Genomic DNA, 14,513 nt, shown 5'->3' with positions numbered 1-14,513 from the left:
AACTAACGAATTAACTTGCAAAAGCTAATCGTTGCCGGGATTTATTCCGTATAGAGTCAATTTGTTAATGCTGTAAAACTGCTTATTTAATATACCTATACAGCAAGTTATAGTGGCTTTAATTAAAGAACAATCGGGCGCGGTTCCAAAGTAATGGAACGGCGCTTTTATATTAGAAAACGACTAATGACAGGTGTAAGGCAAACGACAGTATTATGGTAAAGAAGTTGCCGAAAACAAGGTAAGTAATCAAGGAAAATCAAAAAACAAAGAGACACTTTCTGTTTAAGCAAAGGATAAAGCAAAAAATGCTAGTAAGACATTAAAAATAAAAAGTAAAAAAGTAATTAGAAGTTTCTATTTAATTAATTCTCTGCTAAAAATCTTTCCACGACAAACTTCTAACACATTTAAATAATGAAAATTATATACTTTTTCAAAGTTTTATCTCTTTCGATTAATCGGCGGTTTTCTCAAAGATAAATTCATTTTACATTATTAAACAAAAAGCATCTTACCTTTTTCAAGAAAAGAAAGATGCAAGTATTGAAAATATTAGTTTTCAATGAAATATAATTACATAAGATTATATAAAGGGAAGTGAGAAGACTATGGGAATTATTACATACAAATTTTGTGTGAAGCTATGGCCTCTAATTAATGAGAATACATAAAATTTTATTTCTTATTATTTTTTTCCTCTTTTATAATTTCGCTATAGGTTTTAATATCTACATTCATTAATTCATTTAATGAATCAGTCATTCCCAAGATGCTCTCAAAATTATGGTCATTAGTTTCCACGTGTGCTGTAAAAGATAATTTTTTGTCATTGTTAATATAACCGTTTATATAAGGTAAGCCTGTTGCAACTGTACCTTTGTCTGTGAAAGTGACCATTTTAAATTTTGGAACATTATACTCAAGGTATTTTTCTATTCTCTGTTCCTGCTTGGTAAAATACCATTCTTTTTCCTGTTGTTTATCATGATAATACAAAAAGAACCAGCCACCGCCGACTATTATTACTATTGAAATAAAGATATAGATATGTATTTTTTTCATAGCCGAATCTCCCTCAATTATTTGACGGTTTCCTCAAAGATAAATTAATTTTAATATTAAATAAAAAGCATCTCTCCTTTTTAATATGAAGGGATGCAAGTGAAAAAAGAATTTCTAAATACAATTATTGGTTAATTAAATTCCAAAAATATGGAATAAAATATACTGTTCATAAAAAACTTTTGATAGAATATAAATACAGAAAAATTTAGTTAGAATTAATCGATTATATGAGATGTTCACTTTTTCGAATATAATACGACGATTAGCTTTTTATTATTTATTGTGTTCTTCTTTCACAATTTCACTATAAGTTTTTACATCTACCCGAAATAAAGCATCTAATTCTTCAGGCATACCCATTCGTCCTTCAAAATTATGATCATTGGGTTGAACGTGTGCAACAAAATCTAACTTTTTATCATTATTTATATAACCTTCTAGATAAGGTAACCCCATCGGAGATACATCTTCTTTGGTAAAAGTAACTGATTTAAACTTTGGAATATTATAAGTTAGAAACTTTTCAACTCTTTGCTCTTGCTTTGTAAAATATTCCTCTTTTTTTTCTTGTTTTTCATGATGATACATGAAGTAACCTCCAATACTAATTAATAATAATATTGAAATAACTAAAAATATATTTTTTTTCATAAAATCCTCCTTAACGAAAGGTTGCAATAAAATGAAATTTAAAGAACAAACTAAAATAGAAGTTAAGAAAATTAATGATTATGATAATTATGCCCTTTCTGATGCGGCATATAACGATAGCTATTTTAAAAAAGATACAATAATATCAGATCCAACAAATGATTCAAAATGGAAAGTAATAGAGGAAATCTCCGACAAAAACGGCCTGCAAGCCTTTGCAGTAATCCCGGGTACAAAAGGAAAAGACAATAAAATCCATTACAATAATGATAACATAGTCATCGCTTTCCGTGGTACAGAACCTTTTGGATTTGATGGAGATGTGACAGCTGACGGTTATCAAGTACTTCTTGGTGTTAACATGAATTTGAACAAGAAAACCATGGACTCTATTGTACAAACACAGTTTAAATCTGCTTTGGAGTTTGTTCAAAATGTACAAACAAAATATAAACCTAAAAGTCTTACAACTACTGGACATAGTTTAGGCGGGGGATTAGCCCAATATACGGCTGCAGAAATGGGCTTGAAAGCTACGACATTTGCCGGACCCAATGTTTATGCTATTCTCAGTCCAGAAGCAAAGAAGAAAGTGGATCTAGGTCTTACACAACAAAAAATAAAAGACTATTCGCATTCAACAGACCCTATCGGTAACTTTAGTCATGGCGACCCCTGGATTGGAAAGAAGTTCTATGTAAAAGCAAATAAAAAAGTCAAAACATTGACGAATACTCTACTTCCTGGACATCCGATGGAAACTTTTGAGTCCGTTTTTTCTAGTAGTGGAGATATTGAATTTTTAGTACAGCCGGAAGATGTACTAGAAGCTGTCAAAACGTTCCGAAGTGCATCGGAAATTATCTCTACTATTCGAAAAAACTTAATGGAGTATTTAAACGAAGAGGAACAGCAAACACGTATGATTTATAATAATATGATGAGCAATGTTGCAGGTTCAGGAAAATACTCGTTAGTCAGCGAAAGTGCTGTGAAAGACTATTTTGATAAAAAAAGTATATCAAAGGAAGAAGGCGAGTATTTCTTTGTTTCTTTTGATCAAATGATGCAATTGGATCAAGACCTTTATAATTATCAATCAAAATTAAATGATTTTATTGAAGAAGTATCAAATGCCAACCAAACCACAATGGAATTAGATGAAAGTCTAGCCTATGCGTATGGAGGAGGGGAATAAAATGGATTCCAAATACTTATTAGAAATTGAAATATCAAACATCCATAAGAAAATTCAAGAATTTGATAATGAATTAGATGAGATACAAGAGGCTGCATTGGATTTACTAAAGTCTACCATGAAAAAGTTAGAGGGGCAGTTGCAAGAAATGCAGATGAAGCAAGAACTAAATGAACAATTTCAGGAACATATTAGTACTCATAAACAAAAATTAGAGCACATTGAAAGAAATGAATGTATGGAATTTCTGATTCAGCTGGCCAATGTAAGGAGTAACCTTAAATATGCTTTTGAAGGAACAGCAGGAAACGCAATCCAACAGGAATTCATACAAAAAAGCACTCAATTTCATAATTTAACAATGGATTTAAAATCGGTCATCAATACATGTAAAACAAATGGTTTATTCTAAAAAGTTTAGGAAGTAGCTCTGTAATAGGAATGTCATTTCTATTATATAAAATGTACATATAACATAGCCGTAAAACAGAGTTATCGTTAGATGCGCAAGGGACGGTAGGAGAACATAGCTTTTCTACAGTCGGAATTTTATGCAAATTAAGCATAGCGTTGTATTTGGCAAGCCTTTATAAATGATAAGCCATCTGAAATATAGAACAAAATTAAACCCCATAAGTGAAAACAACCTTTACCGTAAAGTAGAAAAGGTTGTTTTTTCTTATTTAAATTTAAAAGGCTTTTTAAATTTTCTTATCAGCAATCGATTTATTGGTTTAAAGGCAAGATTTTGGGCTTAAAGAGAATTATGATTTATTACTTTTTCAACTTCTCCAGCATTTATGACAGAACTACAAAACCTTCGAAATGAGAGTAACTATTTGAGAGATAGTATATCCCTTCTGACGCTAAATAATTGTATTAGCAAAGAAGCAATTTTTAAATAATATTACAATTGTTAATATTGAATATTTTTATAGCTAGAAAGTGGAAAAATCTATTTCTATAGTAAATAATTAAGATATTCACCAATTGCTGATTTTCGTGTAATTAGCTAAGTGAAAATAAAACCCATTCAGGAGGATTTTTATTTGTGACAAACTACAAATTTGTTAAACCTGCAGCAGCCTGTGTTATTGGTGCATCCCTATTAACTACTTCAATGATTCTTCCGGTTGTAGATGTTTCAGCAAAAACGGCTTATAAAGTGAATAGTAAGGGTAAGCTTGTCAACGCAAAAACGAACAAAGTAGTAAAAGGTTACAAAACGTACAAGGGCAAGCTTTATAAAGACGGCAAAAAGTTTACAGGCATTTATAAAAAGAAGTTTTACTACAAAAAGGGCGTTAAAGCTACTGGCACTTACAAAGGTGCGTACTACTCCAAAGGAATTAAAAAGGTAACAACCGGTCTTTATAAAGGAAAATTCTATAAAAATGGTGCTCTTAACGTCGGTCTTACTTTATACAAAGGTAAATACTACTTTAATGCGTCGTTAGCAAATGGTTCGATAAAAGATAAAAACGGGGAAATCAAATCCTATAAGAATGGTTTGGCTGTAATTTACACTGTAAAAACAGTGCCTACAGTTTATGTATTAGCTGATTACACGCTTGCTTCATCGGCAAAGGGCTCAAAATATACATCAGACGAGCCTGTAGTCATAGCTTCAACAAAAGCAAAGAAGACTACTTTAAAAAGAGAAAAAGGCGAATACACAGTTTCAGCTGCGCCTAAATTAGATGCTGCTTTCTTTAAAGACAAGAGTGGAAGTAGTATAACTTCCAAAACAGTTAATCGAATAGTTTCAATTACTGAAACAGGCGAGAAAATTTCTGTTCCGGTTACTTACTCGATTGAACCAGCAAAAACAATAAAAGTAGAAACGTTTAAAAATGGAACTAAAGAACAAACCTCAAAAGTGAAGGTATCTGGTAAAGTAACAAAGCCATATGGTCTATCAGATTTATTAAAAGCTATTGATTTTAAAACAACGGATCAATACGGGGTGCAATCAGAGCCGTTAACAGCTGCAGATGAAGTGACATTCACAGCAGTAACTGGAAAGGCTCAATTTACTAACAACACTTCTAAACATGCAACAGTACAAGCTGCCACAGCAGGTTCGGTCGTAAAGGCTACTGTCACGAAGGATGGTAAATCAGTAACAGTAGAATTAACATTTGAGCATGCATTTGATAACACTCCAAATAATGGAGGGGGAAGCGGCACTGAAGATGGCGTAAAGGTAGTTTCTCCAACAGAGTTTACTGGAACTTCTGAAAATCCAAAAGTTTTTAATGGCACAATTCAAGTAGACATCACTAATGTTGAAAAGTTAGAGCATGCCACTATTAATGGAAATTTGATATTAACAGGCCAACCTAAAGGCATTACATTTACATCGATTAAGGTAATGGGTCATTTAGATGCTTCTGGTGTCAAAGGCAGTAATATTTCTTTTGATGGCATTGAAGTAGAAGAAATTACGCTGTAATTCTTTAAGCAAATACTGATAAAGAAGGGGACTAGTTTAAATGAATAAAAGAAAATGGAAAAAGCCATTAAACGCGTTTTTGTCGACACTCTTAACAGCAAGCATCTTAACACCAGCCCTCCCCACATCGGCGGCTGCTACAGGTAACGCTTCGGAATTAATTATTTCTGAGTACATTGAGGGAAGTAGCAGCAATAAAGAAATTGAACTTTATAATGGGACTGGATCTACAGTTGATTTAAGTCAGTATTCCCTAGAGCTTTATGCAAATGGAGCTACTACCGCAACAGCCACATTAAAACTTAGTGGAAGTATTCAAGCTGGAGATACTTATGTTATTTACAATAATAATGCGAATGAAGCAATAAAGAGTAAAGGAAATCTTGCGAATGGTAGCGTTATCAATTTTAACGGGGATGATGCTGTTGTATTAAAAAAAGCAAACGCTGTCGTTGATTCACTTGGACAAGTAGGTGCGAGAGTCAATAATATGGCGGACTTAACATTAGTCCGAAAAGAGACTATTACATCAGGTGATACCGTTATTGATGATGCGTTCGAGCCTACTAAGGAGTGGGATAAACTTCCGATAGACGACGTGTCTAACCTCGGCAAGCATTCAATGGATGGTTCATCAGTAGAACCAGGAACCCCAGTTGAGATCAAATCAATTGAACAAGCAAGAGCGCTACCTTTAGGCGAAACGGTCACAATCAAAGCTGTGGTAGCTGCGAAACTTAAAAATACAATTTCTGTTCAAGATGAAACGGGTGGATTAGCCGTTCGACCAGCTACATTAGATGCAGCAGTGGGCGATGAAGTCACGTTGACAGGCACATTAGCTGATTACAAAGGATTATTGCAACTAGACGGGGCAAAAATGGTTGAAAAGAAATCCGATGTAGGGGCACCAACGCCTAAAGCTGTTACAGGGGCAGAAGTAACTGAGGAAAATGAATCACGCCTAGTAAAAGCTAAAAATATTAAAATTTTATCTGTGGAAGATGGCAGTACGTGGGCGAACTATACTGCGACAGATGGTACTACTGAATTTGTCGTGCGTGATGAGACAAAAACATTGAATTTAGCTGTTGGGAAGACCTATGACTCCATTACGGGGATTGTTCAGCAATTCGATAGCATATACCAAGTCATTCCGCGTTCCACATCAGATATCGTTGAAGATGCGAGTGTTGTTCAGCCTGTCACGCCATCAGTGAAAGCTGGAGCAGTGGCAAAAGGTACTGAATTAGCTCTAACGACTCCAACAGATGGAGCAACCATTTATTATACAACGGATGGAACAGAGCCTACGAAATCAAGTGAGGTATACAGTAAACCACTTACGATTCAAGATAAAATGACAGTAAAAGCATTTGCTGTTAAAGATGGTTTGAAAGATAGTCCTGTTGCTTCGTATGAATATACTGTTTTTGATTCAGCAGAAGGAATTCAAATTCATGATATTCAAGGAGAGTCACATGACTCACAAATGAAAGGTAAGACTGTTTCAGGAATTGAAGGTATTGTCACATATATTTATAAAATCGGAAGCGGCAACTACTTCCACATGCAAACGCCGGATGCTAAAAAAGACAACAATCCAAAGACATCAGAAGGGATTATTGTCTATACGGGTAACACAGCAGCGAGCGTAAAAGTGGGGGATCTTGTCAGTGTAAATGGTAAAGTAGATGAATTCCAAATTGACGGCTATGCTGACTCTAAAAAAGAGACGGATTTATCTGTCACACAGCTTAATGCACGCAACGACCAAGGCGGGAAGGTAGGCGTGTTGAAGAGCAATGTCACCCTTCCAGAACCGGTAGTTATTGATCGTAATAATCTGCCGTCTGAAGTAATTGATAATGATCAATTTACTCAATTTGATCCACAGGAAGATGCGATTGATTTCTGGGAATCTCTTGAAGGCATGAGAGTGCAGGTAGGAGATGTGAAAGCTGTAGGGCCTCAAGATCATGGTGATTTGGTGACTGTTCTAGAAGACAGAAAAACAGATACCATTCATGGGGGTGTCTTATATACAGAGGATAATGCAAACGCAGATCGTATTCAGTTTAAACTGTACGATAATACACAAGCGAGAGATTTTAAAGTGGCGACAGGCGATAAATTTAAAGGGCCTATTACTGGGGTAGTAAACTATGGCTTCTCGAATTACAAAATCTACGCTGATTATGAGGATATGAAAGCAAAACTTGTGGAAGGTGATTCGAAGCCAGAAACCACAACAATTGTAAAAGAGGATGACAAATTAACCGTTGCTTCTTATAATCTAGAAAACTTCTCTAACAATACAAAAGAAACCTCTGAGGACAAAGCTGGCAAATTGGCTCGCGCGATTGCATCAGATATGAAAAATCCTGATATTGTTGGTGTAACAGAGGTTCAAGATAACAATGGTTCTGCTGCAGGAGATGCTTCCGCAGATCAAAGCTATAAGCGTTTAATTGCTAAAATTGAAGAAGCAGGTGGCGTGAAATATAACTATGCTAATATTGACCCGGAAAATAATGCAGATGGTGGTGCACCGAATGCGAATATCCGTGTCGGCTTCTTGTATAATCCAGACCGCGTGCAATTAACGAAAGACATTCCAAGTGGTGATGCAACAACAGCAGTAGATTATAAAGATGGAAAGCTTTCATTGAATCCTGGACGAATTGATCCTACAAATCCAGCATTTGATAATAGCCGAAAACCGCTAGCTGCACAATTTGACTTTAAAGGTGAAAGTGTTGTTGTCATTGCGAATCACTGGAACTCTAAATCAGGAGATACACCATTGTTTGGCTCATCACAGCCGCCTAAATTGGTAAGTGAAGTTCAACGCCATAAAATTGCAACAATCGTAAGAGACTTTACAGAGAAAGTTAAAGCCGATAATCCAGATGCAAATATTGTCTCAGTTGGTGATTATAACGATTTCCAATTTACTGATTCGTTAAAAATACTGGAAGGTAAATATATGACGAATATGATTAATAAAGTGGAAAAATCCGATCGTTATACGTACGTATATCAGGGGAATTCACAGGTATTAGATCATATTTTGGTATCAAATAACCTAGCTAATTCGGCGAATATCGATATTCTTCATATTAATTCAGATTTCACTGACATGGCTGGTCGTGCGAGTGACCATGATCCAGTAATGGTACAGCTAGATTTAGCCGATAGTTCTGGCGGGGATGATCATGCTGAACAGATTGTTGCTGACAAATCGTTCAATTTTACAAAAACAAAAACGAAAAAGCTAACAATCGCTTCTCCAAGTGTTGGGATGAATTTTGTAAGCGGGAGTATTACAGAAGGAATCATCATTAGAAGTTCACAATATGCAGAGCTTAAAGGCCCAGGTTTCGCAGGTAAGGGCTTTGAAGGGGCAACGGTAACAGTCAAACCTAACAAGGCTGGTTTGATTGTCAACTTCTCAGGACTAGCATTAGAAAAAGTTATTATTGATGGTCCTAATGTCAAGGAAGTCAGAGGAGCAGAAAACCTAAAAAATATCGAGTATATAAACGGTGCGAATCCTGAAACAATTCAGTTTAGAGATTCAGAGGGCAAAAAAATAGAGCAGCCCAATAAACCAGCAGAAAACAATGCACCAGTAGCCAAAAAAGATTTTGATAATCAAACGGTGACAGCTGGAAAAAAGCTAAACTTTTCTTTGGCAGATTATTTTCAGGATCCAGACGGAGATAAACTAACCTTCAGTTCTACGATGGGCACGATTAACGGTTCAGAATTAACGTTAGATTTGCCTACTGGTACACATTTAGTGGCTGTTACAGCTTCAGATGGTAAAAAATCTGTTACTTCTCGTTTCAGCGTAACTGTGACAACTGCCAATGCAACGGACCAATATTATGGCGATGCTATCGGTAAAGAAGGGCAAGCGTTAAAAACGGCATTGCACGATATCATAGATGATAATAAAGTGCTTTCATACAGTGAAGTATGGGATGCTTTGAAAATCACTGATGAAGATCCAAAAAACAAAAATAATGTTATCCTTCTTTATACAGGTGAATCTCGCTCAAAGGATAGAGCCGGTGGCAATGCTGGCGATTGGAATAGAGAGCATACGTGGGCTAAATCCCATGGCAATTTTGGAACGAGCAATGGCCCAGGTACAGACATTCATCATTTACGACCAGCCGACGTTCAAGTTAACGGGGCAAGAGGTAATCTAGATTTTGATAACGGTGGAAATGCAATCAACGGTTGCTCTCTTTGTAAAAGGGATGGCGATTCTTTTGAGCCACCAAATGACGTAAAAGGGGATATTGCAAGAATGCTCTTTTACATGGCTACTCGTTATGAAAAGGGTGACAGAGTTGACTTAGAATTGAACGATCAAGTCAACAATGGAACAAACCCTTATCATGGCAAACTATCTGTTTTAAAGCAATGGAATAAACAAGACCCAGTAAGTGAATGGGAAAAACAACGAAACGAAAAAATATTTAACATACAGGGGAACCGAAATCCATTTGTTGATCATCCTGAATGGGTAGAAGCTATTTGGTAAATAAGAAATTCATGGTGTAAGAATTCAGAAGAGGCTGGGGCAGTGCGACCAAAGCCGAAGATGGTTATAGTTAGTTAAATAATGAAAGCCGAACTATTGAAAAATGCTGTACTAGCATTTGGATAATAGTTCGGCTTTTTTAATTGCACTATTTTTTCCTTTAGGGTATCGAATAGGTAAGAATATTAGTTTAGCTAAAATACTGTTCTTTTTTTATTGAACAAGCGATTAAAACCTAGTGAAAGTATCATATAAGGATATATAACCTTAAAAAAATCCTAACTGGTAATAATATGTGTAAAATGTAGGTTATTATTCACTTTATTTTTATAGTAAATTAATACTTATTACCTTATAATGAAAATATATAAGGTAATAAATACCTAAAAATGTGATGTTGGTGCGTACGGTTTTTTAAAACGAAGTTTAACTTTCTGCCGATAAAATCAATTCAATATAGTTTTTTACTTTTTGATATACCGAATATATCTTTTATTTTCTGGGAGACGAATTATAAGGGAGGATTTGTTTGAAATGCAGGATTTGAAAAATCAATTTAAATTTATTTGTGATATAAAACCTTTGAGAGACCATAATGGGAATGTCGAAAGTTTTGAGGTACATGTCGAAAATAATAATATTCAAGGGCTATCCTTGAATAAATATGGTCAGGGGCCGTTCTGCAAATTCTCTATCCCCAGTGATATACAGCAAGCGGGTTTATATGCAATCGCTTTAAATAATGAACTTGTCTATATAGGTGTATGCGAAAGTCTTTCGCGAAGATTTAATAAGGGATACGGCATGATTTCACCAAGAAAATGTTTTATTGGAGGAGAATCTAACAATTGTCGTATAAATCATCTAATTTATGAAGCGAGCCAGATAGCTCAAGAAATTAAACTGTATTTCTTGGAGACAGACAACAAATTTAGTATAGAATCAGCCTTAATTGCGAAGGTAAATCCAGTATGGAATATTTCGAGCGAAACAAAGCGATCAATAGTTTTGGAAAGTAAGAAGCTTGTAAGTGAAATCGTAAAATTAAGAGAATCAAGGCAGAAAACAAATTGTAGGGATGAGTTACTTTCAGCCGTCATTTCATTAGTGAAGGATAAAGGGAAAAATGAATTTACAATCAATGAAGTGATTGAGTATATGAATAAGTTAAATACGAAATATAAAGAATCAACGATTAGAACGCACATCGCATCGAGATGTTGTGTAAATGCTCCGAGACATCATGTAACTGTACATAATGATTTTAGACGGATAGGCAAGGGGGTTTATGAATTGAATATTCAAAAGTAATTATTGTATTGAAGCTTCTGTTGAATTTTTTTGTACTTTTTTCTAAAGGGTATTTAACTGTTGAAATGAGAATTTGTAAAAAAAGACTGCAATAATATCAAAAAAATATGATGTAATACTGTTTGGATTTATAGAATAATAGGTAGTGGAAATAAATGATAGATGGTTATTAAGGTAAGTAAGTGTTTATTTAATCTGAGAGGAGAATCTTAACAATGAAAAAAGGAATGTTTGCTATCTTAAGTGCCGTATTAGTCTTTGTTTTATCTTTCAATTCGGCAGAAGCAGCGCCAAAAATTACTATTGCAAAAGCAAACCATATCTACAAGCAGGCAAGTAATGCCCAATGGAGTATAAATAAGCCAGTAACAAAGACGACAATTTATAAACGATTAAATCCTTATTTTGAAAAGCGTTACATAGATGGTTATTTTAAAGCCAATTATACGGTGAAGACCAAAAAGAATGGTAAGACTTATTATGAAATCCCGCCAACGGACTTTGTTCCAGGTTTATTATGGAAAAGGACATTCAGTTGGACAAGTAAAACAAAAATACGCCAATATGAGAAAAATAGTATGGATTACTTAACAATTTATGAAGAACAACCTGAATACGGTTTAGATGATCCTCATACAATCTACTATAAGTTTCGTAAAAAAATAAAAAGTAAAACATATAAAGTTTATGATTATGCTAAGAATTACTGGTAAGAAAGCTGTTTCATCTATATTTAATAGGTGAAACAGCTTTTTGTTTAAAAAGGTGTGTAATTGTAAACAAGTAAAGAAATAATGGTTAATAAATATTCTTATATATAAAAAATCAAAGCCCTTGTAAAAGGAATGATAGAATTCCAATTCTCTGCAATTGTATATATTCCAACTTTCATGTTAGATTGATCAATTGCAAGTCCTTCTTTCATAAGGGCTTTGTTTTTATTGCCTAACTACTTTTTCTTGCTTCTTAAATCGTACATAAGAAATGGATTGAATTTTAATAAGTATCCATCCGAAGCCTTTCCAGGATAGGAGTACTGTTAAAATGGCTGCGAAACATAGATATATTTCTAACCAATGGTTAGGTGAAATTTTAGCTAAGTAGTCATTCAAGTGATAATGTTGATAAATAAATAGGATAAAACGATGCAAGAAATAAACTTGTAGAGATCTTACTCCTATTACTGTATACCATGTTTTTTTGTTAGGCATGATTGCCATAACGGCTAAAGAGACAATCGTCGTCACAATCATTAAACCTAGACGGATAAAACCACCCATGACCGGCAGGCCGGCAACTACATATGCATTACGACCTGACAATAGAGGACGTAAGCCATAAATCAGATCAATATTGAAGTAGATAAAGGCTATCGTCAATAAGAGAATAATGCCACTTGTTATGCGAACAGATTTTTTTTGTAAAAAACCCGCGAGTTTTTGCGGATTTGTATAGTAACCCGCCATAAAGAAAGGTAGATAGACTATAATTCGAGAAGCAACTAAAAAATCACCTACTTCTTTATCGTAGCCAACTAATAAGGCTAATACCGTAGTGCCAATGAGCACATACTTTGGTTTGAATTGATTTAAGAAGTAACCTATGCAAAGCCACGCTGCCATGGCAAACATGAACCATGATACGCCATCTTCAGAAAACATGGTTAAGTCATAGCTCTCACTTCCAAACCATACATGAAGCATAAGATACAGTACTATTTCCAATATAAAATAGAGCAATAAGAAAGTCAGTACTCGATCAATTCGAAATGGCGATTTATTAATAGTAGATTTACTAAATAAACCTGCTATAAAGATAAAGAGAGGCATATGAAAAATATATATAAAGAAAAATAGAACCTGCATATTACGAGAGATATCAGTATAGTAGTCAACGAAATGCCCGAGAACTACTAGAAAAATCAATAAAGCTTTTGAATTATCAAAAGTAAAAACTCGTTCTTTAGCAATCAATACGTAATTCCTCACTTTCAATTCAACTATCAAATATATTATGGATATAGTAGATAGTTTTTAAATTATAAAGCTAGTTTGCGCATTATTTCTTATTGGTTCTAAAACTAATTTAAAAGGCAAAATGGCGACCTAAAAAATAAAAGACCCATCTGTGAGAGTGGGACTTCTGAAAGAAAGTTAATGGTAAAAAGTATATTTAGCACAGTAACATTCTAAGCTTCTATCTAGGAGGTTTCTCTCGTCCTTCTAAATTTGATATTATTCTTGAGGTCACTACGTTAAATCTTAATGGCTATATAAGTATCTTACAAGGAAAATCATAATATTTTAATGAAAAGAGCGAAATTTTACTATACTGCTTTGTTTCTATTGGAGTAGATTTGTTTGAATTCATATTAAAAAGTCCTTTTATTATGTTTTTTTTCTCCATTCAAACTATTAAAGTGAAGCCATAGTTTTTCAGTGGAAATAATATAAAAAGCCAACAAAATTGTTGGCTTTTCAAGGATATTAATCTTCGTCCTCATCATTTTGATTATCATCATAGTCTGCTTGGGAATCATCGTGATCTAATGATTGTTTTTCAAATTCTACTTCTTTGCCATTTAAAAATTCTACTTCGGCTTCCATATCATATGAACCTTCCAAGTGTAACTCTGTTTCAATAATTGATTGCATTTCTTCTTCTGTTAACTCCGTGGTTGCTTCAAATTTCTTTACTAAGGCTTCAACCGTCGCTTTTGAAATGAATTTCTTACTTGCTTTTATTTTGGTATGGCCTTTTTTATATTCATACTCAGCCTCGAAGTCATCATCATCAGTCTCAATTTCTAGTTCGAATTCACGAACTTTTTTTGAGTATTCTACGCCATGCTTGTCTACTTCAGCATCGTCTTTAATTTTATCGTGATCAGAATCTGGATTGCTGGGATCAGTCCTAAGCTCTACTTCAGCTCTATTGCTTAATTTGTCACCATCCGCATCTTCCAAACCATCGTTTACATGATTTTTATCAGTGTCTGCAGATAAAGGGTTTAAGTGAAGTTGGTATTCCACTATATTTGGGAGACCATCTTTATCTTTGTCTTGTGAAGCGATATTTTTACCAGTTAACTTATACTTCTTTTCCCATTTATCAGCTATCTTATTTTTATTTTTGTCATGAGCCTGTGTTTTGTTCCCATGGCTTTTTTCTGAATGTCCCTTTGCATTTGCTACAGTCATTCCCTGTGACAGTAGCAATGTTGCTGCTAGTCCTACACTCCATGCTTTCTTCATGTTTATCATATACATTCT

The 14,513-nt window shown here is 34.4% G+C and carries 10 protein-coding genes; 6 read left to right on the top strand and 4 right to left on the bottom strand.

Features of this window, described 5'->3' with window-relative positions; genetic code table 11:
• Positions 1-678: 678 nt before the first annotated feature.
• Both RST01_RS06410 and RST01_RS06405 read right to left on the bottom strand, forming a co-directional pair.
• Complete coding sequence (locus RST01_RS06410) at positions 679-1,065, bottom strand: DUF1433 domain-containing protein (RefSeq protein WP_147195308.1); 387 nt, start codon at positions 1,063-1,065, stop codon at positions 679-681.
• Positions 1,066-1,341: 276 nt separating this feature from the next.
• Positions 1,342-1,719: a DUF1433 domain-containing protein gene (locus RST01_RS06405; RefSeq protein WP_147195306.1), complete on the bottom strand. Its 378-nt coding sequence runs from the start codon at positions 1,717-1,719 to the stop codon at positions 1,342-1,344.
• Between the two features lie 31 nt (positions 1,720-1,750).
• Between RST01_RS06405 and RST01_RS06400 the strand changes: the two genes are divergently transcribed.
• The 6 genes from RST01_RS06400 to RST01_RS06375 all read left to right on the top strand — a co-directional run bounded on the left by RST01_RS06400 (position 1,751) and on the right by RST01_RS06375 (position 11,954).
• Positions 1,751-2,917 (top strand): Tle-like phospholipase domain-containing protein, encoded by a 1,167-nt coding sequence (locus RST01_RS06400; protein WP_147195304.1) that lies wholly within the window; start codon positions 1,751-1,753, stop codon positions 2,915-2,917.
• Position 2,918: 1 nt separating this feature from the next.
• Positions 2,919-3,329, top strand: coding sequence for a hypothetical protein (locus RST01_RS06395; protein ID WP_147195302.1), 411 nt, complete (start codon positions 2,919-2,921; stop codon positions 3,327-3,329).
• Between the two features lie 639 nt (positions 3,330-3,968).
• Positions 3,969-5,372 carry a hypothetical protein gene (locus tag RST01_RS06390; RefSeq protein ID WP_147195300.1) on the top strand — a complete coding sequence of 468 codons (1,404 nt, stop codon included), beginning with the start codon at positions 3,969-3,971 and terminating at the stop codon, positions 5,370-5,372.
• A gap of 40 nt (positions 5,373-5,412) precedes the next feature.
• Positions 5,413-9,930, top strand: coding sequence for an endonuclease (locus tag RST01_RS06385; protein ID WP_147195299.1), 4,518 nt, complete (start codon positions 5,413-5,415; stop codon positions 9,928-9,930).
• Positions 9,931-10,464: 534 nt separating this feature from the next.
• Complete coding sequence (locus tag RST01_RS06380) at positions 10,465-11,241, top strand: DUF7669 domain-containing protein (RefSeq protein ID WP_147195297.1); 777 nt, start codon at positions 10,465-10,467, stop codon at positions 11,239-11,241.
• A 215-nt stretch (positions 11,242-11,456) separates the two neighbouring features.
• Positions 11,457-11,954 carry a DUF3993 domain-containing protein gene (locus RST01_RS06375; RefSeq protein ID WP_147195295.1) on the top strand — a complete coding sequence of 166 codons (498 nt, stop codon included), beginning with the start codon at positions 11,457-11,459 and terminating at the stop codon, positions 11,952-11,954.
• A 225-nt stretch (positions 11,955-12,179) separates the two neighbouring features.
• Here RST01_RS06375 and RST01_RS06370 read toward each other — a convergent pair whose 3' ends face one another.
• Both RST01_RS06370 and RST01_RS06365 read right to left on the bottom strand, forming a co-directional pair.
• Positions 12,180-13,214, bottom strand: a complete 1,035-nt coding sequence (locus RST01_RS06370; RefSeq protein WP_244946662.1) for an acyltransferase family protein — start codon at positions 13,212-13,214, stop codon at positions 12,180-12,182.
• Positions 13,215-13,727: 513 nt separating this feature from the next.
• Positions 13,728-14,504 (bottom strand): hypothetical protein, encoded by a 777-nt coding sequence (locus RST01_RS06365; protein ID WP_147195290.1) that lies wholly within the window; start codon positions 14,502-14,504, stop codon positions 13,728-13,730.
• Between the last annotated feature and the right edge of the window lie 9 nt (positions 14,505-14,513).

It is taken from the genome of Rummeliibacillus stabekisii, assembly GCF_007988965.1.
Lineage (GTDB): Bacteria > Bacillota > Bacilli > Bacillales_A > Planococcaceae > Rummeliibacillus > Rummeliibacillus stabekisii.
This window is presented reverse-complemented; position numbering and strand designations above follow the sequence as displayed.

Bases quoted from the DNA above. Each gene is read 5' to 3' on its own strand.
- RST01_RS06365 (WP_147195290.1), bottom strand. From the start codon at position 14,504: ATGATAAACATGAAGAAAGCATGGAGTGTAGGACTAGCAGCAACATTG.
- RST01_RS06400 (WP_147195304.1), top strand. From the start codon at position 1,751: ATGAAATTTAAAGAACAAACTAAAATAGAAGTTAAGAAAATTAATGAT.
- RST01_RS06385 (WP_147195299.1), top strand. From the start codon at position 5,413: ATGAATAAAAGAAAATGGAAAAAGCCATTAAACGCGTTTTTGTCGACA.
- RST01_RS06395 (WP_147195302.1), top strand. From the start codon at position 2,919: ATGGATTCCAAATACTTATTAGAAATTGAAATATCAAACATCCATAAG.
- RST01_RS06380 (WP_147195297.1), top strand. From the start codon at position 10,465: ATGCAGGATTTGAAAAATCAATTTAAATTTATTTGTGATATAAAACCT.
- RST01_RS06410 (WP_147195308.1), bottom strand. From the start codon at position 1,065: ATGAAAAAAATACATATCTATATCTTTATTTCAATAGTAATAATAGTC.
- RST01_RS06405 (WP_147195306.1), bottom strand. From the start codon at position 1,719: ATGAAAAAAAATATATTTTTAGTTATTTCAATATTATTATTAATTAGT.
- RST01_RS06375 (WP_147195295.1), top strand. From the start codon at position 11,457: ATGAAAAAAGGAATGTTTGCTATCTTAAGTGCCGTATTAGTCTTTGTT.